The 21,355-nt window shown below is 58.7% G+C and carries 20 protein-coding genes, 1 tRNA gene and 1 pseudogene; 14 read left to right on the forward strand and 8 right to left on the reverse strand.

From position 1 onward, the window contains the following. Positions 1 to 35: 35 nt before the first annotated feature. From AC2FEE_RS22535 to AC2FEE_RS22555, 5 genes are all read right to left on the reverse strand, one after another. Entirely contained in the window at positions 36 to 1,769 is a 1,734-nt protein-coding gene (locus tag AC2FEE_RS22535) for an AAA family ATPase (protein WP_496867658.1), read from the reverse strand. 452 nt (positions 1,770 to 2,221) lie between these two features. After that, positions 2,222 to 2,298, reverse strand: a tRNA-Arg gene (locus tag AC2FEE_RS22540). A 64-nt stretch (positions 2,299 to 2,362) separates the two neighbouring features. Then, the gene (locus AC2FEE_RS22545) at positions 2,363 to 3,745 is read right to left on the reverse strand and encodes a sensor histidine kinase (protein ID WP_496867659.1); all 1,383 of its coding nucleotides are present in this window, start codon (positions 3,743 to 3,745) and stop codon (positions 2,363 to 2,365) included. 18 nt (positions 3,746 to 3,763) lie between these two features. Continuing rightward, a complete protein-coding gene (locus AC2FEE_RS22550) occupies positions 3,764 to 5,182 on the reverse strand; it encodes a dihydrolipoyl dehydrogenase family protein (protein WP_496867661.1) in 1,419 nt (472 codons plus the stop codon). Positions 5,183 to 5,186: 4 nt separating this feature from the next. Beyond that, the gene (locus tag AC2FEE_RS22555; RefSeq protein ID WP_496867663.1) at positions 5,187 to 5,918 is read right to left on the reverse strand and encodes a TVP38/TMEM64 family protein; all 732 of its coding nucleotides are present in this window, start codon (positions 5,916 to 5,918) and stop codon (positions 5,187 to 5,189) included. 297 nt (positions 5,919 to 6,215) lie between these two features. Between AC2FEE_RS22555 and rpmH the strand changes: the two genes are divergently transcribed. From rpmH to AC2FEE_RS22610, 11 genes are all read left to right on the forward strand, one after another. Next, positions 6,216 to 6,350 carry a 50S ribosomal protein L34 gene (gene rpmH / locus AC2FEE_RS22560; RefSeq protein ID WP_005980833.1) on the forward strand — a complete coding sequence of 45 codons (135 nt, stop codon included), beginning with the start codon at positions 6,216 to 6,218 and terminating at the stop codon, positions 6,348 to 6,350. Between the two features lie 25 nt (positions 6,351 to 6,375). Continuing rightward, positions 6,376 to 6,801: a ribonuclease P protein component gene (gene rnpA, locus AC2FEE_RS22565; RefSeq protein ID WP_496867664.1), complete on the forward strand. Its 426-nt coding sequence runs from the start codon at positions 6,376 to 6,378 to the stop codon at positions 6,799 to 6,801. After that, positions 6,798 to 7,040: a membrane protein insertion efficiency factor YidD gene (gene yidD / locus AC2FEE_RS22570; protein WP_496867666.1), complete on the forward strand. Its 243-nt coding sequence runs from the start codon at positions 6,798 to 6,800 to the stop codon at positions 7,038 to 7,040. The genes rnpA and yidD overlap by 4 nt, the downstream gene beginning before the upstream one ends. A gap of 67 nt (positions 7,041 to 7,107) precedes the next feature. Next, entirely contained in the window at positions 7,108 to 8,724 is a 1,617-nt protein-coding gene (locus AC2FEE_RS22575; RefSeq protein ID WP_496867667.1) for an acyl-CoA dehydrogenase family protein, read from the forward strand. A gap of 44 nt (positions 8,725 to 8,768) precedes the next feature. Then, positions 8,769 to 9,662, forward strand: a complete 894-nt coding sequence (gene ttcA / locus AC2FEE_RS22580; RefSeq protein WP_496867669.1) for a tRNA 2-thiocytidine(32) synthetase TtcA — start codon at positions 8,769 to 8,771, stop codon at positions 9,660 to 9,662. A 72-nt stretch (positions 9,663 to 9,734) separates the two neighbouring features. Next, a complete protein-coding gene (locus AC2FEE_RS22585) occupies positions 9,735 to 11,279 on the forward strand; it encodes a putative bifunctional diguanylate cyclase/phosphodiesterase (RefSeq protein ID WP_496867670.1) in 1,545 nt (514 codons plus the stop codon). Positions 11,280 to 11,402: 123 nt separating this feature from the next. Next, positions 11,403 to 13,232 (forward strand): membrane protein insertase YidC, encoded by a 1,830-nt coding sequence (yidC, locus tag AC2FEE_RS22590; protein ID WP_496867672.1) that lies wholly within the window; start codon positions 11,403 to 11,405, stop codon positions 13,230 to 13,232. Then, a complete protein-coding gene (locus tag AC2FEE_RS22595) occupies positions 13,229 to 13,966 on the forward strand; it encodes an MOSC domain-containing protein (RefSeq protein ID WP_496867673.1) in 738 nt (245 codons plus the stop codon). Before yidC ends, AC2FEE_RS22595 begins: the two co-directional genes overlap by 4 nt. Beyond that, complete coding sequence (yihA, locus tag AC2FEE_RS22600) at positions 13,963 to 14,616, forward strand: ribosome biogenesis GTP-binding protein YihA/YsxC (RefSeq protein WP_496867675.1); 654 nt, start codon at positions 13,963 to 13,965, stop codon at positions 14,614 to 14,616. The genes AC2FEE_RS22595 and yihA overlap by 4 nt, the downstream gene beginning before the upstream one ends. Continuing rightward, complete coding sequence (locus AC2FEE_RS22605; RefSeq protein WP_496867676.1) at positions 14,613 to 14,981, forward strand: DUF2946 family protein; 369 nt, start codon at positions 14,613 to 14,615, stop codon at positions 14,979 to 14,981. Before yihA ends, AC2FEE_RS22605 begins: the two co-directional genes overlap by 4 nt. A 67-nt stretch (positions 14,982 to 15,048) precedes the next feature. Then, the gene (locus tag AC2FEE_RS22610) at positions 15,049 to 16,452 is read left to right on the forward strand and encodes a PepSY-associated TM helix domain-containing protein (protein WP_496867678.1); all 1,404 of its coding nucleotides are present in this window, start codon (positions 15,049 to 15,051) and stop codon (positions 16,450 to 16,452) included. Between the two features lie 72 nt (positions 16,453 to 16,524). On the opposite strand, the pseudogene AC2FEE_RS22615 reads toward AC2FEE_RS22610, so the two are convergent. Continuing rightward, positions 16,525 to 16,925: pseudogene (locus AC2FEE_RS22615) on the reverse strand (SDR family oxidoreductase). 170 nt (positions 16,926 to 17,095) lie between these two features. Here AC2FEE_RS22615 and argB point away from each other — a divergent pair. From argB to AC2FEE_RS22630, 3 genes are read left to right on the forward strand one after another with little or no spacing between them, the layout of a single operon-like run. Continuing rightward, positions 17,096 to 17,959, forward strand: a complete 864-nt coding sequence (argB, locus tag AC2FEE_RS22620) for an acetylglutamate kinase (protein WP_496867680.1) — start codon at positions 17,096 to 17,098, stop codon at positions 17,957 to 17,959. A 19-nt stretch (positions 17,960 to 17,978) separates the two neighbouring features. Further along, positions 17,979 to 18,656 carry a ferredoxin gene (locus AC2FEE_RS22625; RefSeq protein WP_496867681.1) on the forward strand — a complete coding sequence of 226 codons (678 nt, stop codon included), beginning with the start codon at positions 17,979 to 17,981 and terminating at the stop codon, positions 18,654 to 18,656. Beyond that, complete coding sequence (locus AC2FEE_RS22630; RefSeq protein ID WP_496867683.1) at positions 18,653 to 19,150, forward strand: SixA phosphatase family protein; 498 nt, start codon at positions 18,653 to 18,655, stop codon at positions 19,148 to 19,150. Before AC2FEE_RS22625 ends, AC2FEE_RS22630 begins: the two co-directional genes overlap by 4 nt. 45 nt (positions 19,151 to 19,195) lie before the next feature. Here AC2FEE_RS22630 and AC2FEE_RS22635 read toward each other — a convergent pair whose 3' ends face one another. Both AC2FEE_RS22635 and AC2FEE_RS22640 read right to left on the reverse strand, forming a co-directional pair. Continuing rightward, complete coding sequence (locus tag AC2FEE_RS22635; RefSeq protein ID WP_302477163.1) at positions 19,196 to 19,987, reverse strand: amino acid ABC transporter ATP-binding protein; 792 nt, start codon at positions 19,985 to 19,987, stop codon at positions 19,196 to 19,198. A 12-nt stretch (positions 19,988 to 19,999) separates the two neighbouring features. After that, on the reverse strand, positions 20,000 to 21,355 hold the full coding sequence (locus AC2FEE_RS22640; protein ID WP_496867685.1) for an amino acid ABC transporter permease: 1,356 nt from the start codon (positions 21,353 to 21,355) through the stop codon (positions 20,000 to 20,002).

Here is a 21,355-nt window from a genome sequence, read left to right on the forward strand (position 1 = left end):
CTTGGCGGTTACGATGAGCCAGAAACCCTCTCTTATCAAATCGACCTAAACTGTCCCATTGGCGCTGACGTCAGACAGTTGCAAAGCTCTCCAAGAGTCTTCGAAGTAAACTCGTGATCAACAAAAACTTGCTCGAGGACAGCTGCAAACCCGTCGAGGTTTTCAATCGATACTCTAATGCCCTTTGATGTGAAGTAGTTTTTCCTGTCAGCTTCTGTGTCAAAGACATCGATTTTTGATCTTAAGTACTCGATGCGTTTCCTGAAGACGTCCCTAGGAGACGGTGTCGGCAGGAAGAAAGACTTCGACGAATAAATGCCAAAAATATCCGATTTTGAAAACGCCCACGCTGACTTGTCGATTATGGGAAAGATCACCAATGCGTGCTTTGCGTGCCTTCTCAGCGCTTGCGCCAACTGAAAGATTTCAGTTTTTTGCTCGAAAGAGAACTCATCTATATTATCGATTATCAAAATAGGCAGTCTTGCACGGTTGGTGACAATATCAGCCAACAGCCGCTTCAAATACCCTTCCCGATCGTTTTCTACACGGTCCTCCAGAAACTTTCCAAACTCGATTTTGAAGGCTGCCTTGTTTGATTTGTAGAGTTCTGCGCCAGCCCCTTCAGCACGCCTGCGGTACTCACGGAAGTACATCCCGACCAAGTCATCCCAAGTGGGTGTACCATTATCAAAAACTTCGCGTTCAATCTCTTCGATCAATCTGTCGATCATCCAGGCTACCATGCTATCCTGATCGCCGGATGCATCTAGACAGCTGACACGAACATCGACGCAGCGGTCTCGCAAGCTCTTTGACAGTGTCTTTCTGAAGAACCGATCCAGAAATGTGGTCTTTCCTGCCCCGGTTGGACCCACGATGAATACTGTTTGGCCTTCGTCGACGTCCACAGAACTTCGCACAACATCTTCAAGATGGCCGTCTAGGTCGCTCGCGGCTGGGTTTATGTTGCCTAAGACCCGCGATGTCATTTTTTCTAGCGAAAAGTCGGCAACCCTACTTTCTCGAGTCTCGACAAAGCATTCAATTAGCAAGTCTGGGTCATCGTCACCTCGCATGCGCCCGAAATACACGTCAAAAACGCGATCAAGATCGAACGCAAGCGCGGACTTTTGGGCAATACGAATTTCAGCCTCATCAAAAGGGCTGACCAGCTTTCGCTCGAACGCGCTCCTTTGATTATGAAGCTCATCAAACATCTGTACATAGACACGCTTCGTTACCTGAGCTCTCGCTAAGAGATCAAAAAATACTGCGAAGTCTTCAAGTACGGCTTCCAGCGAGGGAAATACAAACGCCTCCACCGTTCTGTAGTTTTTGCCCGGGACATGCGTTTTGAAGACTATCCATGAAAAGCCATCCGTGAGCACTGCAAACGGTAGCCCCTCTTCGCTCGCGTACGAAAAGGCTTGCTGTATGCCTGGTGCTGCCGATTTCAACGCCGGGCCAGAAACTCGCAAGGTGCGATACTTCGCCATTTCCGCGACAGCAATTTCAAAGACACCCTGCCGTTTCGCTTCGACTACAAATGTCGGGTTTCCAAGCATGCTCATGAGGTAGTCCGAGTACCCACTCTCATGCTTTCTCTCAGAACCGATATCGGTGGTATCCCATCCCAAGACATCAACAAGAATTTTTGTGATAATTTGTACTTTGGAATCTTCTTCGGACACGATCTGTTCGCGATGGTCATCAACGCTTTTCAAAAGCGCCTGAAGGCGATCGTGAGCTTGGTCTAACTCGGACAAGTGACACTCCAGCTTTTTTGTCTTTGACTGCTTTGCATTAGTTTCAGACCTTTACGGATGACATGCAATGGCTTGGTTTTCGTGGGGCGATCAGACTCTACATTTCTTTCTTGAACCAGCGGGATTTGGACAAGCCAAACGCCCCTGACCGCCAGGGTGAGGGCGCTGCCCTCCCCCTCGGGCAACCCTATTAGACAGCGCCGTGTCCTCGGCTGCGCCTGCGGGCCGCACCACCACTGTCGAATAGCATTGCCTCGCCCCCTCCCGCGTTCGCCACGTGGCAGATCAGCAGGAACAGGCGGCTTCGCCGTCTGATCTGCAAATCAGCCCTGATTTTCCAAAGGAGAAGTCAGATCAAACGAAGCAGTCTGCGGGAGTATGAAAAAAAGGGGGGTGTTGGGTCAGTTTATGACGCAAAGGTCAAATTCGTCTGACGTCCAACAGGATACCAATGGCGGACCGAGGAGGATTCGAACCCCCGACCCCTTGATTCGTAGTCAAGTACTCTATCCAGCTGAGCTATCGGTCCGCGTTGGTGAGGCGCTGTGTAGACCTACCTCCGTGGACGTGCAAGTCGATTCTTCAAAAATATTCTAAAAAGTCACGTCGCCCTGCGGCAGGCGGATTTCAAAGGTTGTTCCCTCGGGTCCGGTCTCGGCCAGAACAAGGTCTCCACCATGTCCGCGCACCAGTTCTTGCGAGATCGCCAGGCCAAGACCCGAGCCCCCTTTGCGCACCCCGCCCTGAAATGGTGTAAACAGATTTTCGCGCGCTTTGGGCGGCAAGCCCGGGCCGTTATCCGTAATCTCGACGCACCAGTCATTCTCGTGAACACATCCTGCGATCGTGATCTTGCCCGGCTTGCCCGACGCCACCAACGCCTGACGGGCGTTGCGCACAAGGTTCATCATCACGCGGAACATCTGTTCCGGGTCTGCGCGGGCGATCAGATCCTCCGGCACTTCGTTGACGATCTCAACGCAGGCATCGGCCACGGCCAGTCTTTCGCTGGCGACCACATCCTCAGCCACGTCTCGCAGGGGCACCATGGTCAGGGTCGGCGCAGGTTCCTCGGCGCGACCAAAGGCCAGCGTGCTCTCGCACAGGGATACAGCCCGGGTGATCGAGTTCACCAGCTTCGGGGCCATGCGCCTCACCAGCGGGTCGTCACTGGCCTCGATCCTGTCGGTGAAAAGCTGTGCCGAGGTCAGGATGTTGCGCAGATCGTGGCTGACCTTGGCCACCGCGCCGCCCAGCTGCGCCAGACGCTCACGTTGCTTCAGAGCCTGTGTCAGTTCGGTCTGTAACTGCTGCAGGGCTTCTTCTGCCTCGCGCAACTCGGTCACCTTGGAGTTGGGGGAGATGATTCCCCGCGCGTCTTCGGGGGCGCTCGCATAGCGTTGCATATAGCCCACGACGCCTTTGATGGGTTTCACCAGCACAACCCGCACGGCCAGAAACAGGAAAAACGCGGTGATGATCGAAATGACAAATGACAGGCCCAGGATGCGCAGCCCATAATCCGTCATCGCCATGCGCAGGGGTTCGCTGTCTGTGGTGACCTCGATCAGCAACCCCGCCCCTTTGACAGGCTCACCGATCACGCGAATGACCTCGTTTTCCGGCGTGAACAGGCGCGCCACGGCATCCCTAATCAATATCCAAGGCCCCGCATCGCGCAGATCATAAGTCCTGGTGATCGGCTCAGGAATTGGAGAGGACAACATCAGCTGGCGCACCTCGTCCCGGCGCAGCACCACGTTGTAGACGCCAGCATTGGCCAGAAGTTCGGCCTCAAGGTCATCGGCCAGCATATCATCAGCCAGAAGCGCAAGCGAAGCGATCTGGGCACGCTCAAGCCGGTTCAGCAGGAAATCTTCGCGAAAACGCGCGATCGAGGGCACAAAGATCAAAACCTCGGCCAACATCACGAAGACCGTCGTCAGGATCAGAAATCGGCCCGACAGCGAGTTCACTAAGCTCTCCCTTTCCGGTCAGGGCATCCAGCGCTGGACGAACCGGACCACCCGTTTAACCGTTTGATTCTCAAACAGCCTTGGCGAGAAATAGGCGCCCGCCACTCTTTTGTTAAGCTCTCCGATCGTCGGATAAGGCGAAACCATTGCAGCAATCTGCCCCATCTTCAGATTATTGGCCAAGACCAGCGACCACAAGTTGATCAATTCGCCCGCCTGATGCCCAACGATTGTGGTCCCGACGGGGCGGCCTTTTAAAACCATGACCTTAATGAAGCCGTTCGTCTTGCGTTCCGAAATGGCGCGGTCGTTATGGTGATAGTCAAAGCGCGCAATCTCGACCTTGTCACCGTGCCGGTCTCGTGCCTGCGCCTCGGTCAGGCCGACCTGCGCCAATTCAGGGTCGGTATAGGTGGCCCAGGGGATATGTGCCGTTTTCGCCTTTGACGGCAGTCCAAACAGGGCGGACCGGATGATAATCCCCGCGTGATATCCGGCCACATGGGTAAATTGCATTCCACCTGCAACGTCACCGATGGCGTAGACCTTCCGGTTCGTCGTCCGCAGCGTCTCATCCACCTTGATCCCGGTGCGGGTTGGTTCAATCCCCGCGGCCGTCAGGTTCAAGCGGTCTGTATTGGCCTTGCGTCCGGCCGCCAGCAGCAGGTGCGAGCCGGTATAGATGTCGCCTTTGTCGGTCACGACCTCGACCAGACCCTTGTTGTTGCGAATCTGGGCGACCATGGCTTTTTCGTGAATCGCCACACCTTCGGCGCGTAGGGTGTCCAACACGATCTCGGCCGCCTCGGGATCGTCTTTGCCCAGCGCCTGCAGGCCCTCGATCACCGTCACCTCACTGCCCAGCCGGATATGGGCTTGCGCCATCTCCATGCCGATGGGGCCGCCGCCTATGATCAGCAGATGTTCGGGTTTTTCACGCAGGTCAAAGATTGTTTCATTGGTATAGTACGGCACCTGATCCAGACCGGGGATCGGTGGAACCAGAGGCGACGAGCCCGTCGCAATCACCACGCGCCGCGCGGTGATCAGGCTCTCACCCGCTTGCACCTGGGTCGGAGAGACAAAGCTGCCAAATTCCCGGATCACCCGGACGCCGAACTCTTCGAACCGCTCCTGACTGTCCATCGGCTCGATCTGAGCTATAACGTCGTGAACGTGGTCCTTTGCGGCAGCGTAGTCGACTTGAGGGACCACATCCGCCACGCCCAGCGCCGCGGCATGCGCCTGCCCATAGGCCGCCTTGCCACTGGCGATCAGGGCCTTAGACGGTACACAGCCAAAATTCAGGCAATCGCCACCCATCCTGTGGCCTTCCAGCAAGATGACATCCGCCCCCATCTGGCTGGCCCCGGCCGCCACGGACAGGCCGCCCGACCCGGCCCCGATAACCAGGATATCCGTTTTCAGGTCTTGCATGAGTTCAGGCGTCCTTTTTGCCACGCAGGGCTTTGATGGCTATCGGCAGAGCAGCCAGCACACACAAGCCGATGATTGGGCCGATGACGAAGGGCTCCCACAGCAGCGAGACATCCGGTGTCTCGCCCCGGTCGAACACACCGCCCAACCCGACGCCGATCCACGTGTAGACGATGCCGCCCGGAATGATACCCAGCGCGGTGGTGATCAGGAAGTTGCGAAACTTCACCCCCACCAGCGCAGGCACCAGATTTGCCACAAAGAACGGCACGACCGGCACAAGGCGCAGCAGAAACAGGACCGAGATTTCATTCTCACGCAGGCCGTCTTTCAGCTTTTTGATCGTCCCTTCAGAGGAGTCCAACCGTGTGGTCAGGGATTCGCCCAGGCCCCAACGCGCCGCCAGAAAAATGGCCGAAGCGCCGATGGTGGCGGCAAAGACATTAAAGACGGTGCCCCCAAACAGGCCGAACAAAAACCCACCGGTCATCGAGGCCACAGCGGCCCCCGGCAGCGAAAAGGCCACAATCAAGATATAAACTGTGATGAATACGGCTGCCATCACCCAATAGTGCGAGTCGCGCCACGCCAGCAACGCTTCGCGATTGTCGCGCAGCGTCTCGAAAGTAAAGTAGTCGCTCAAGGTGAAAAACCCCACTGCAGCAACAGTGAGAATCACAAGCAAAGGGATATGGCGCGCAAGCCCGCTGCGCGGTGCTTGAGTTGTATCGCTCATGAGGCTGTCCGGTTTTGTTCGTTTCATTCTGTCCCCAACATGCGCCGCCCGGGGCCCGCGCAACAGGGACTTCACGCGGCCTTGATGTTTAGGGCCGGGAATGTGAGAGTTTGGGGCGCTAAAACCGTCATTTTGAAACCTTTTGCCCGACGCGGTTACAGAATTGTTGCAAAAGGCGTCAAAACTCCCACCTAGGGGTTTGACTTACCCCCCGCTTCCCAGTAGAGGACGGGCTTCGAACACTAGGGCCAGGCGAATCCGCGCCGCACCCCACCGCTATAGATTGGAGACGGAGCGATGAAACGCACCTATCAGCCTTCGAACCTGGTTCGCAAACGCCGCCACGGTTTCCGCGCGCGCATGGCCACCAAGGCCGGCCGCAAAATCCTGAACGCGCGCCGCGCACGTGGCCGCAAGTCGCTGAGCGCGTAAACCGCTCACCGATCAGGTTATGAACATGACGCCGCCGGAGGCCCCTGTGGATGGTAAGAACCAGCCCGGGGAAACGCCCCCGGCGGCGTCCGTTTGCGCGCCTGAAACTTTGACCGTGCTGAAGAAACGGTCCGATTTCCTGAAAGCTGCCCGTGCGCGCAGGCAGGGAACTTCGTCGATGATGGTGCAGGCCCGCAAACGTGCCCCGGATGAGGGTGCGGGGATTCGTGTCGGTTTCACCTGCTCCAAGAAAGTCGGCAATGCCGTGGCCCGCAACCGCGCCAAACGGCGTCTGCGCGAGGCCGCCCGCGCCGTGCTGCCCGCGCAAGGACAGGATGGATGGGACTACGTTCTGATCGGACGCGCCGAGGTCACCGCAGCACGCCCGTTCGAAGTCCTTCTTGATGACCTGCGATATGCCCTGCGCAAAGTGCACGGGCCGCGGAAATGACTCTGCTGGCACATATCCTTGCCTTGCCTGTCCGGGCCTATCGGCTGGTGTTCAGCCCCTGGGTCGGATTCAACTGCCGCTATCAACCCACGTGCTCGGCCTATGCGCTGGAGGCGCTGGAAAAACACGGGGCCATCAAAGGCGCATGGCTGGCGGCCCGGCGGATCGGGCGCTGCCATCCGTGGGGCGGTGACGGGTACGATCCGGTGCCCGAATGCAAATGCGAAGATTCCGCGTGACCCCCGGTCAGACTTGACCCATCAAAATCCGCACTGAACACTTGAGCTCACACGGCCCGAGGTCCAGATGACATCCGATGCACACCAAAAGCTGCCCACGCATGAGGTCCTGAATCAACCACCCACGCGCGGGGATTGCGACCTTTGGGCCGCCGACCCGGTGCTGCGCAATGCGGTTGGCTTCGCCGCAGGCCGCACCGCGCCTCTGGAGGCATATGGTGAGCAATTGGGACGCGCTGAGACCCGCGGGTTGGGCCGCGTCGCAAACCGGCATCCGCCGGAACCAATGTTGTTCGACCCGGGCGGCAGGCGTCTGGACGAAGTTCGCTTTCACCCCGCCTACCATCGGATGATGCAGATCAGCCAATCCGCCGGATGCGCCGCCCTGCCATGGGACGGGCAGCCGGGTGGCCATACCACTCATGCCGCGATGATCTATATGGCCAGTCAGATCGAACCGGGGCATTGCTGCCCGTTGACCATGACCTATGCGGCTTATCCGGTGCTGGCTGTGAACACGGACATAGCGGCAATCTGGCAACCAAAACTGACAGCACGTACATACGACCCGGCGACAAAGCCAATCACGCAGAAAACCAGCGCCACGCTGGGCATGGCGATGACCGAGAAACAGGGCGGCTCGGACCTGCGCGCCAACACCACCATGGCCACCCGCGACGGCGATCACTGGCGCTTGCGCGGGCACAAGTGGTTCTGCTCGGCCCCGATGTCGGACGGGTTTCTGACGCTGGCGCAGACCCAGGACGGACTGACCTGTTTCCTTGTCCCCCGCTGGCTGGAGGGCGCGCGTAATGCCATTCACCTGATGCGGCTGAAGGACAAGCTGGGCAACAGGTCCAATGCCTCGGCTGAAATCGAATACCACGACGCACTGGCCTATCAACTGGGCGACGAGGGCGCTGGCGTGCAAACGATCATCGAAATGGTGCACCACACGCGGCTGGATACGGCCATGGCTCCGGCGGGCCTGATGCGCGCTGCTCTGGCCGAGGCCCACCACTGGATCACCCATCGCAGTGCCTTTCAGCGCCGGTTGATCGACCAGCCGCTGATACGAGCGGTTCTGGCGGATCTGGTGCTGGACTGGGAAGGCGCGCTGACACTGGGGATGCGCGTAGCACAGGCGTTCGACGGCCAGACCCCCGAGGACAAGGCATTTGCCCGGATCAGTGTCGCTCTGGCCAAGTTCCTGAATAACAAGCGCTGCCCAGTGGTCGTGGCCGAAGCAATGGAAGTACTGGGTGGCATGGGTTATGTCGAGGATACTCTCCTGCCCTTGCTCTATCGCGAGGCCCCCCTGAACGGCATCTGGGAGGGGTCCGGCAATGTAATCTGCCTCGACATCCTGCGCACTCTTGCCCGTGAGCCGCTGGCCGTTGGTATATTGCAAACGGAACTGGACGCCGCAAAGGGTGCTGACCGCACCTATGACGCAGCCCTGATGGCACATCGCAACCGTTGGCCCAATCTGCCGCCTGAGGCCGAGGCGCGCTGGTTTTCCGAACGCACAGCGCTACTGCTCACGGCTTCACAGCTGCTGCGTCACGCGCCCGGCGCGGTCGCGGATGGCTTCATCGCTACGCGCCTTTCAGGCAACAGCGGGCGCATTCCGGGATCGGTGGCCGGGCTGGACACGAAAACCCTGCTGACCCGCCTCGGCTGACCCGCCCACTTGCTCGATTGCGCTGACTGCTGTAGGGGCTGCGCATGTTTGACGAAGCTGACGATATCCATCCGCTCTTTACCGGCGCGCCTTCGACCACCGAGTTCAAGAAGCTGCGCAAACGCATCGTGCGACAGACCCGCGAAGCCATTGAGCAATACGGGATGGTGGACCCGTCGGCGCATGACAAGGACGGCAAACCGGCCCGTTGGCTGGTCTGCCTGTCGGGCGGCAAGGACAGCTATACCCTGCTGGCAGTTCTCCATGAGCTGAAATGGCGCGGTTTGCTGCCGGTCGACCTCCTGGCTTGCAATCTGGATCAGGGGCAGCCGGGTTTTCCCGCCACCGTCTTGCCCGAGTTTCTGGAGCGAATGGGCGTATCTCACCGCATCGAATATCAGGACACCTATTCCGTTGTGATGGACAAGGTTCCGCAGGGCCGCACCTATTGCGCACTGTGTTCCCGCTTGCGTCGGGGCAACCTGTACCGGATCGCGCGCGAGGAAGGCTGCAGCGCCGTGATTCTGGGCCATCACAGGGACGATATCCTCGAGACGTTCTTCATGAACCTATTCCACGGCGGACGTCTGGCGACGATGCCACCGAAACTGGTGAACGAAGAAGGAGACCTGTTTGTCTTCCGCCCGCTGGCCCATGTGGCCGAGGCCGATTGCGAGAAGTTCGCCACCTCGATGAACTATCCCATCATCCCCTGCGATCTGTGCGGCAGCCAGGACGGATTGCAGCGTCAACAGGTCAAGCAGATTCTGGATCAGTGGGAAAAGAACAGCCCGGGCCGGCGTCAGGTGATGTTTCGGGCGCTGACCAACGCGCGACCCTCGCATTTGCTGGACCCGAAACTGTTCGATTTCCAGGGGCTCGTGTTAAACCCCGGCAAAAAAGACGAAAATTCGGGTGAAATTCCACAGTTGCGTTAACGTCTGACTCAGATTGGTTTTCTACGGTTGCCCAGTACGTGCTATGCCTAAACGTAGAGGCCCAGAAAACCGATGTGGAAACGTTTCTCCGTTGAACGCGTTCTCGATACTCTAACTTCCATTCTGAGCGGACCTGCCGCTTTGGCTTTTGTCCCGGCGATCAGCTTGGCGGCTTTCTGGATCGGCGGGGAACGGGCGTTGGTGGTTGCCGCCTTATGCCTGCCGCTGGTTTTCCTGGGTGCCGCGGCATTTGACGCCCGCTCCGACCAGCAGCGCCAGCGGCGCAACCCGCCCGGCGGCATGATGGCCATCGACGCCTTTGCCGCGGAAATTGAAAACACTTTCAAGACATTCGCACCCGGGGGGGTAGATTCAGCCTACATCCTCATTGCGCTGGATGACTATTCGGATTTTCTGGACTTGCACGGCAACGCCGCGGCTGATCATCTGACCGAACAATTCAGCCGCCGCATCCTCTCGGTCATACGCACGCAGGATATCGTGACCCGCCTAGACCAGAACAAAATCGCAATTGGCCTGCAACCTTCGCGCCAGCTGGATCTTGAGGCCTGCATTCAGATGGCCGGGCGCATTCAGGCCGTTGTTGAGGAGCCCTTCACGCTCAACGGTACAGGCGTGTATGTGTCCTGCTCGATCGGGTTCAGCCAGCTGTCCAGCGCCGCTGATGGCCAATACGAAGACTGGATCGACACCGCCTCGGCCGCATTGGGCGAAGCGCAAAGGAACGGGCCGTCGACCATTCGCGCCTTTTCAAGCGAAACACAGCGCCGATCGCGCATTCGTGCCAATCTGCGCAAAGAGTTCGAAGCGGCGCTGGACAACGGTGAAATCCGCCCCTGGTATCAGCCTCAGATTTCGACCGATACCGGGCGCGTGATCGGGCTCGAGGCACTGGCCCGCTGGGAACACCCTCAAAAAGGGGTGTTGAGCCCGCAGGTGTTCCTGCCTTTCGCCGAACAGGCCGAGTTGATGGAGAAACTTGGCCAGGCAATGCGACATCACGCCTTTGCCGCCATGCGCGACTGGGATCGTGCTGGAATAAAGGTGCCGCGGATCGGTGTGAATTTCTCATCCGACGAACTGCGCGACCCGGCCCTGATCGACCGACTGAAATGGGAACTGGACCAGAATGACCTGACGCCCGACCGGCTGGCGGTTGAGATTCTGGAAACCGTGTTCTCGCGGCGACCGGACGATGTAATCACCCGCAACGTGACGAGCATGTCTAAACTTGGAAGCTGCATTGATCTGGATGATTTCGGCACCGGACATGCCTCGATTGCGTCGATCAAGCGCTTCAATGTCTCGCGGATAAAAATTGACCGGTCCTTTGTCGCCAAGGCGGATCGTGACGCCAGCCAGCAGCAGTTGGTCAGCGCCATCCTGACCATGGCCGAGCGCCTGAATGTCGAAACGCTGGCTGAAGGTGTTGAAACTCAGGGCGAGCATGCCTTGATGGCCCAACTGGGATGCGATCATGTTCAGGGCTTCGGGATTGGCAAACCGATGCCGTTTGAAAAGACGATGGACTGGGTTGCCGCACATCAGAACAAGATCAACGGAATGCCGAAGATCGGGCGCAGAACTGGCCCGTAGTCGAAGATTTCCACCACAGAAACGCGATCCGTGACGAATTAACAGGCGATTCCGCTTGACCTTTGGGCCAGCACTCTGTTGAACCCACCGGGTGTGTTTCACTGCTTAAGGTGGCTGTCCCCGATGGACGATCAGAACAAGAATCTCATCCTTGCAACCGCGCTCAGCTTTCTAGTGATCCTTGTTTGGTTCGTGCTGTTCCCTCCGCCGGAACAGGAGCCCACGCCAGATCAGGCCGAAGTTACCGCCGTCGACGGCAGTGAGATTCAAACGCCCAACGCAGCGGGCACCAGCACCGTGGGTGAAGCGACAACTGCCGCCGAAGAAACCCTGCCCGAAGAACAGGCCCCGCGGGTCGAGATAGACACCCCTCGCCTGAAGGGCAGTCTGTCGCTGTCGGGCGGCCGCATCGACGAGTTGCTTCTGAAAGACTACAAGGTCTCGATCGCTGACGGCGCGCCGATTGTTGAACTGCTGTCCCCGGTTGGATCAGATTCGGCTTATTACGCCCTCTATGGCTGGGCTCCGGGGGCTGGAGTGGCTGGTGCTGACGTACCAGGCCCGAACACGCTGTGGACCGTTGAGCAGGGTGAAACGCTGGGTGTCGATGCTCCGATCACCCTGAAATGGGACAACGGCAAGGGGCTCACCTTCCGCCGTACGATCTCGGTGGACCAGGACTATATGTTCACGGTCAACCAGTCCGTCGAAAACAACAGCCAGGCCGCGGTTGGGATGGCCCCCTATGGCATTCTGGCCCGCCACGGCATTGGTGAGGACGGCGACCTGCCCGACCTGAAGAACTTCTTCATCCTGCATGAAGGCGTGATTGGCATGGCCGATGGCACACTGGCCGAGATCGACTACGGCGATGTCCGCGATTTCGACATCGACCCCAACGAACGGGCGCAGGCCGAGGTCTATCAGGTCAAGGAAGACGGCTGGATCGGCTTTACCGACCACTACTGGATGACCACGCTGATCCCCGAACCCGGGACCGCGTTCAAGGCTGCCGCGAAATATGACGCACGCCGCAAGATTTATCAGACCGAAACGGTTCTGCCGACGGTGACCGTTGCCCCCGGTGCGACCGAAGAGGTCACCACTCAGCTGTTCGCCGGCGCCAAGGAATGGGAAACTATCCGCGAATACCAAGCGGAAGGTGTCCAGAAGTTCATCGACAGCATTGACTGGGGCTGGTTCTTCTTCCTGACCAAGCCGATCTTCTGGTTGCTGCACAACATCAATGCCCTGATCGGTAACATGGGCTGGTCAATCATCGGCCTGACCCTGATCATCAAGGCAATCCTGTTCCCGCTGGCGTTCAAGTCCTATGTCTCGATGGCGAAGATGAAGGAACTCCAGCCTCAGATGGAGGCCTTGAAAGAGGCTGCTGGTGACGACCGTCAGAAGATGCAGCAGGGCATGATGGAGCTGTACAAAAAGGAAAAGGTGAACCCCGCCGCAGGCTGTCTGCCGATCCTGATGCAGATTCCGATCTTCTTCTCGCTGTACAAGGTGATCTTCGTCACCATCGAACTGCGTCAGGCCCCGTGGTTTGGCCCGTTCCAGGACCTGAGCGCGCCGGACCCGACCTCGATCATGAACCTGTTCGGCCTGCTGCCCTTTGCTGGTCCGCAGCCCGACAGCCTCATGGCGCTGATCTTCATCGGCATCCTGCCGCTGCTGCTGGGTATCTCGATGTGGCTGCAACAAAAGCTGAACCCGGCCCCAACCGATGCGACACAGGCGATGATTTTTGCCTGGATGCCGTGGGTGTTCATGTTCATGCTGGGCAGCTTTGCCAGCGGGCTGGTGGTCTACTGGATCGCGAACAACACGATCACCTTCACCCAACAGTACCTGATCATGCGCAGCCAAGGCTATAAGCCGGACGTTTTCGGCAATATCAAGTCCGGCTTCAAGCGTACGCCGAAAACGGATGATAAATGACAGCTGAAGTGACCCAGCTTTGCCGGCACCCGATCAAAAGCCATGGTCGGGAAACTGTCGCAACCGTAAACACGATCCCCGGGCAGACCATGCCCGGGGATCGTGTTTGGGCGATTGCGCATGAGGCGTCCAAGGCGGACGGCTCAGATTGGGTTCCTTGCGCCAATTTCAGCCGGGGCGCAAAAGCGCCGCAGTTGATGGCAATCTCAACGCTGTCCAACGGTGAAACCCTGACGTTGTCCCACCCGGACCGCCCGGACCTGATCTTTGCCCCGGACAGCGAGCAGCAGGCATTTCTGGACTGGGTCAAACCTCTGATGCCTGCAGATCGGGCCGCCTCGGCGCGGATTATCCGGGTTCCGGGGCGCGGCATGACCGACAGCGATTTCCCCTCAATCAGCCTGTGCAACATGTCGTCTCACCGCGCAGTTGGACAAAAGTTGGGGCAGGACCTGTCGATCCACCCCTGGCGTGGCAACATTTGGTTCGATGGTATGCCGCTGTGGGAGGAATTCGAGTGGCTGGGCCGTGAGGTTCAGATCGGCGAGGCGGTTTTCCGCGTCCGTGAACGCATCACCCGCTGTCTGGCAACAACGGCCAACCCGGAAACAGGCGTGCGCGATGCAGATACTCTGGGCGCATTGGAAACCTGGGGTCACAAGGATTTCGGTGTCTATGCCGAGGTTCTCAAAGGCGGCGCAATCTCGGTTGGCGACAAGGTAGAATTGCTATGAGCACCCTCCCCTTCCCCCTGGCTGAAGACCCGGACGAATTCGCGTCGGAGCGTGGTCGTAAGCTGTTCGCTGGCGAGTCCGAATTCGTCAAAGGCGTGGTTGCAATGAACGGCCTGCCCGCACCCGACCGGCTGGAGGTCTGCTTTGCGGGCCGCTCGAATGTGGGCAAATCCAGCCTGATCAACGCGCTGACCGGCACCAAGGGGCTGGCGCGCGCCTCGAACACGCCGGGCCGCACGCAGGAAATCAACTTCTTCACCCAAGGCCCCGATCTCTATCTGGTCGACCTGCCCGGTTATGGCTATGCCAACGCCCCGGTGAAGGTCGTGGAAAAGTGGCAACGGCTGCTGAAACAATATCTGAGCGGTCGTCAAACCCTGCGCCGGGCCTTTGTTCTGATCGACTCGCGCCATGGGGTGAAGCCGGTCGATGCCGAGATCATGAAGCTGCTGGATACCAGCGCCGTGACTTTTCAATGCGTGATGACCAAGGCGGACAAGGTCAAGGCCAAGGATCGCGAAAAGGTGCTGGAACAGGTGCGTGGCGCGCTATCTAAACACCCTGCGGCCTTCCCGGAGATCGTGCTGACCTCGTCTGAAAAGGGCGATGGCATTCCGACACTACGCTCGATCATCGCACATCTGGAATGAGCCTGCCGGTTCGCCTCTTCGCCATGTTGACCACGCTGGCGGTGGTGCTGACCGGCACGATCCCACAGGGTTGGATGCCAACAAAGGGCGATGACGGTAGAATGCTGCTGGTGCTGTGTACCGGCGAAGGGACGGTCGAACAATGGGTCGATCTGGGCCCGGACGACCCTATCCATGACGATGGCGACCAGCGCATCATGTGCCCTTTTGCGGGCCTGACTGCGGATGTAGATCTGCCCCCGGTCGGAGCGATCTTGCCTATAGGCACCTCGATCCAGCCCCGCTGGTCACATCGCGATTTCACTCACCGCAGTGCCGGGTTCCATTCCCGGTATGATGCAAGAGCCCCACCTGTCTTCTCCTGATTCACTTCAAATCATGTAAGTCTGCGCAGGCGCTGCGCGGGGCAAATTTTTGAATCCGGAGAATACTATGGCACTAGGTAGCCAAACCCTGAGGGAAACCCCGGCGCAGAACACTGCTGCGCAAAAATTCTATTTCGCCGCCTGGCGGTGGCATTTCTATGCGGGGGTTTTCGTCATCCCCTTCCTGCTCATTCTGGCCGTCACCGGTTTGATGATGATGTTCATTACGCAGTTTGACGGTCGAGACGGCGAAAAGATCGCGGTCGAGGTTCAGGGCGCGGCCCTGACCGTCTCACAACAGGCCGAAGTCGCTCTGACTGAGGTTCCGGGCACCGTCGTCGAATGGATCGGTCCGAAGGCCGCTGATCTGGCCACCGTCTTCCGTATCAAGACCGAGGCAGGCCAGCGCCTTGTGGCTGTCGACCCCTATGCCAGAGAGGTCCTGCAAGTCTGGGATCGCCGCGCAGGGTGGTACGATCTGGCGGACAACGTCCACTCGACCCTGCTAATCGGCACGACAGGGGACCGCATCCTTGAGATCGCCGCAGGGCTGAGCCTGCTACTGATCTTCACCGGCCTTTACATGTGGTGGCCGCGCGACAAGGCCATGTCGGCCTTAGTGCCAAACCTGCGCGCGCGGGGCCGCGCCCTGTGGAAATCCCTTCACGCCGTGACCGGATTTTGGATGTCGCTGCTTCTGGTGTTTTTCCTGATCTCGGGCCTGTCCTGGGCGGGCGTCTGGGGCGGGATGATCGTCCAGCCTTGGAGCAGCTTTCCGGCTGAGAAATGGGACAACGTGCCCCTCTCGGACGAGACCCATGCCAGTATGAACCACGGCCACCAGAACGATGTCCCCTGGGCGCTGGAGCAGACACCGATGCCTGCCTCGGGTTCCGAAGCCGGGATCGACGGCGTTCCGCAGGGTACTCCTGTGAATATCGACGCGCTTGTGGCATTGGGAACCACGCTGGATATGACCGGGCGGTTCCGCGTGGCATATCCCGGTGGCGAATCCGGTGTCTGGACCCTGAATCGGGACAGCATGAGCAGTGACTCGACCGATCCGGTCAATGATCGGACCGTCCATGTGGACCAGTACACTGGAAAGATCCTGGCTGACGTCCGGTATCAGGATTACTCGCTGATGGGTAAATCCATGGCCCTTGGCATTCCATTTCACATGGGCCTGTTGGGCATGTGGAACTTTATCCTGAATCTGGTGTTCTGCCTGTCGGTGATCTTTGTCTGTGTCTCGGGCGTGGTGATGTGGATCAGGCGCCGTCCGCAGCGCGCAGGGCGTCTGGCCGCGCCACCGATGCCAGCGGAGTTGCCCTTGTGGAAAGGGGCCGTCCTGATTGGGCTCTTCACCGCGATGGCCTTCCCTCTGGTCGGTCTGACATTGTTGGCCGTACTGGTTTTCGACCTGCTTGTGGTCAGCAATATCCCGGCGATGAAACGCGCCATGAACTGACGCAACTGGTCGCACCGTTCCATTCGGTGCGGCCATTTCCGCGATCCGGTCTTGGCACAACCTTCCAAAGGTCTAAACGTGCTGTGCCCCATTCACCTCGATTTCCGCACTAGAAATACAAGAGCTTTCCTGAGAGCACCCGAAGTAGATCGCGGCAGCAACTACTTGTGACTGACCCAATCGGCCCAGCGGCAGTTTCTCCACTATTTTTTTCGGAACCAGGGCTCAGGATTGAAGTTTCAACCTCTCCGGGCGCGATAGCGTTCACACGTACACCCCGCATTGTTGACGACCGCATGAAGTTTCCCTCCGACCATTTCTTGCAGAACACCGACTGAATTGATCGTGTCGGCCGGATCGCTCAGAATTGGTTGCACATGGTTTTCTTTTCCTTCCCACTGACAATCTTTGGGCACAGGAGCACGCAGGCATGTAACAACCCGCCAGCCTTGAGCATGGAACCGTCGCACCATCGAGAAATATATGCCCCGGCTGGCCCCGTCAAAATAAGAGCCCGTTGCTCCATACGACGTGTCTCATGGTTCAGAGCGAGCGGGCACACTAACAGCGGCGACTGCACTCACAACAGCGATCTTGGCTTATTCGGCCAAAACGCCTAACACGTGGGGAAGAGGACCAATATATGAAGACACGAGATATGAACCGGGACTGGATTGCCACCGCCGCCACTTTGAACAGCGCCTTGCCATACCTGCAGCGCTATGACGGCGCGATAGTCGTCATCAAACTGGGCGGTCACGCCATGGGCAGCGATGAGGCAATGGAGAGCTTTGCCCGCGACGTCGTGCTGATGCGTCAGGTCGGCGTGAACCCGGTGATCGTGCATGGCGGCGGGCCGATGATCAACGCAATGCTCGACCAACTGGATATCCAGTCCGAATTCGTGAACGGCAAGCGTGTGACAGACAAAGCCACCGTTGAAGTGGTTGAGATGGTCCTGTCCGGCCTTGTGAACAAGCGTATCGTGCAGGCGATCAATGGTCAGGGCGGTACAGCCGTGGGATTGTCCGGGAAGGATGCGAACCTCATGGTTTGCGATCAGGCCGATCCTGCGTTGGGATTTGTCGGCTCTCCGTCCAAGATGAACCCGAAAATCCTGCACGACCTTTTCGCGCATGATGTGATCCCCGTGATCGCGCCCCTGGGTGCAGGCACGAATGGTGAAACCTTCAACATCAATGGCGACACTGCTGCCGGAGCCATCGCATCTGCACTCAAGGCTGACCGGCTGCTGCTGCTGACCGACGTGTCAGGCGTCAAGAACGCTGCCGGAGACGTGGTGACTGAATTGAAGGCCGGTCAGATCCGCGAAATGACGATGGACGGCACCATTGCGGGCGGCATGATCCCCAAAACCGAAACCGCGTTGGATGCGCTCCACAGTGGCGTTCGTGCGGTAGTAATTCTGGATGGCCGCGCGCCCAACGCCGTGCTGCTGGAGCTGTTCACCGAGCACGGTGCGGGCTCGCTGATCCGGCCAGACTGACAATCGTGGCGGAGGAGACATGACCGGACACCCCTTGACCTCCTCTGCAGAAATCTATGACCGCGTCGAGCGGTCCGCTCAGGATGCCGGGCTGATCGTCATGGGCGCGCTGCATCCGCGTCTGACCGAAACCAAACAACTGGACGGGGGCACACTGATCCTGTTGGGCGCGGGACCGGAGTTTTGGCCGGCATTGAAGGCGTCACCTGAATGGCTCGGAGACCACCCGGTTGACCGCTGGTCATCGCGCGTGATCGGGAAACTTGCGCATGAACTGGGAGCTGTCGCGTACTTCCCGTTTGGCGGCCCACCCTACACGCCCTTTATCGACTGGGCTCTGAAATCCGGCCGTACCTTTAGCAGCCCGGTAGGCGCGCTGGTGCATGACACGGTCGGCATGATGATCTCATACCGCGGGGCACTGCATTTCGCCGAGGAATTCACCATCCCCGAAGCCCCCGGTATCTCACCCTGCACCTCCTGCCCGGCCCCCTGCACCCAGACTTGCCCGGTGGGTGCGTTGAACAGCCAGAGTTTCTATGACGTCGATGCCTGTCATGGCCATCTTTCCACTGAGGCGGGGCAAACCTGCATGACCGGTGGCTGCCTTGCGCGGCTGTCCTGCCCGCTCAGCGCGGGCGCCGGGCGCGACCCGGAACAGTCCGCCCACCACATGAGAGCGTTTCACCCGTCATGACCCGCACCCTTATCCTGACCCGCCACGCGAAATCCAGTTGGGACAGCCCGGCACTGAATGATCATGACCGCCCCCTGAACAAACGCGGACGCAAATCGGCCCCGGCGATTGCTGGGTGGTTACGTAGCAACGGTTGGTTGCCGGATGAGGTGCTGAGCTCAACCTCGGCCCGTACGCGCGAAACCTGGGACAGAATGGGGCTGCAGGCCGATAAGGTTTGCTTCCACCGCACGCTCTATCATGCGGACTCCGAGGACATCCTGATCGAGCTGTCAGGTGCCACAGAGCGCAGGGTGCTGATGCTGGGCCACAACCCCGGCATTGCTGCCTTTGCCGCCCGTATCGTCCGGCAAGCCCCGGAGCACCCCCGGTTTCACGACTACCCGACCTGCGCCACAACCGTGATCCGGTTTGACATCGACGATTGGGCGCGTGTCCGTTGGCGCAGCGGTACAGTGCAGGGGTTTATCATTCCGCGCGAGTTGCTGGAATGAAAAAAGGCGGGGCAAAACCCCGCCTTTTCGTCGAATTTACTGAGATCAGTGACCCAGAATCTGGCTGAGGAACAGCTTGGTCCGTTCGCTCTGCGGGTTGTTGAAGAACTCTTCCGGTTCGTTCTGTTCCACGATCTGACCGGCATCCATGAAGATCACGCGGTTGGCGACCTGACGGGCAAAACCCATCTCGTGCGTCACACACAGCATGGTCATGCCTTCCTCGGCCAACTCGATCATGGTGTCGAGCACCTCTTTGATCATCTCGGGGTCCAGCGCCGATGTCGGTTCATCAAACAACATGATCCGCGGCATCATGCAGAGCGAACGGGCAATAGCCACACGCTGCTGCTGACCACCGGAAAGCTGACCGGGATATTTGTCGGCCTGCTCGGGGATCTTAACCTTTTCCAGGAAATGCATCGCGCGCTCTTCGGCCTCTTTCTTCGGCGTCTTGCGCACCCAGATCGGGGCCAGCGTGCAATTTTCCAGAATGGTCAGATGCGGGAACAGGTTGAAGTGCTGGAACACCATGCCAACCTCGGATCGGATCTTGTCGATGTTTTTCAGGTCATTCGACAGCTCGGTCCCATCCACAATGATCGTGCCCTGCTGATGCTCCTCCAGCGCGTTCAGGCAGCGGATCAGGGTGGATTTGCCCGACCCCGACGGGCCCGCGATCACGATCCGCTCGCCCTGGTTGACGGTCAGATTGATGTCACGCAGCACGTGAAAGGACCCGTACCACTTGTTCATGTTGGTGATTTCGATGGCGACCTCGTCGCTCACCTGCATCTTGGAGCGGTCAATTTCGCGTTCAATTGCAAGTTCAGACATGTGTTGAACTCCTTAACGGTGGCCAGTCTGAAGCTTGCGCTCCAGATACATGGAATAACGGGACATGGAGAAGCAGACGACGAAGAACAGAACGCCGATAAAGGCAAACAGTTCCCAGTAGACGCCGTTCCAGGCGGTATCGGCCCGGATGCCGTTGGTCAGGCCAATCACGTCGAACAGACCGATGATCGAGACCAGCGTGGTATCCTTGAAAATGCCGATAAAGGTCGACACGATGCCCGGGATCGAGATTTTCAGAGCCTGTGGCATGATAATCAGCCGCTGCGCCTGCCAGTAGTTCAGGCCCAGACTGTCAGCCCCTTCGTACTGACCGCGCGGAAGGGCAGCCAGACCACCCCTGATCACCTCGGCCATATAGGCAGCCGAGAACAGGGTCATCATGATCATCACCCTCAGGATGATGTCAAAATTGGTGCCCGGCGGCAGGAACAGGTTCAACAGCAGCGAGGCCACGAACAGCAGAGTGATCAGTGGGACGCCGCGGATGAACTCGATAAAGCCCACACACAGGTACTTAACGATCATCAGATCCGACTGCCGGCCGAGTGCCAGAACGATGCCGATGGGCAACGAGACACCAATGGCAACAACTCCCAACAGAATCGCCAGCATGAAGCCACCAAAGTCGCGGCTTTCCACAGAAGCGATGCCGATCGGAATGACAGAGTTGATCGCGTCAGCAACTGAACCGGACGCAAAAAACCACCAAAGAATTGGCAGCGCGGCTGCAAGGATTATCGCTGTCAGTGAACCCGCGACGGGGAGCACAAACTTGTATGCAAGATATCCAATGGCAAGCCCGGCGGCGACCATCAGCGGTCCCCAGATACTACCGCCCCACATAAGCCAAGGCAGAAGGAACGGATAGGCCGCCGTCACGTACAGTAACTTGCGCGGTGCGTTGGTGAACAACACAGGCGCAATCGCGACAAGCAACAGAATGAAGGTCAGGTTCGGCCGGAAATAGGCGGGCCAGCCGCCGGCTTCGGGCGGGTTAGACCACGTTGCGTCCGGATGCGCCGGATAAGGCGGGTAAAAACCGTACAGCAATTGCAGCCACCGGTCCTTGATGACACCCCAGCATGCATGACCATGGGTATCGCCCCATGTCGCCATCATAATCTCACGACATTCCGACAGGGAATTGGCGTTCCAAACGGATTCGAACGTCCATGCCAGGATGTTGGACAGCACATAGTAGACGAAGAACAGCGAGAGGATGGTCAGGATGGCGTTCAGCCAGCTTGAGAACAGGTTATGCCTGATCCAGCCCAGCACACCCACTTCGGATGCGGGCGGAGCCTTTTCCGGCAACATTTCCGTGCGGACAAATGAAACATCACTCAT

It is taken from the genome of Ruegeria sp. YTSC199 (assembly GCF_059609725.1).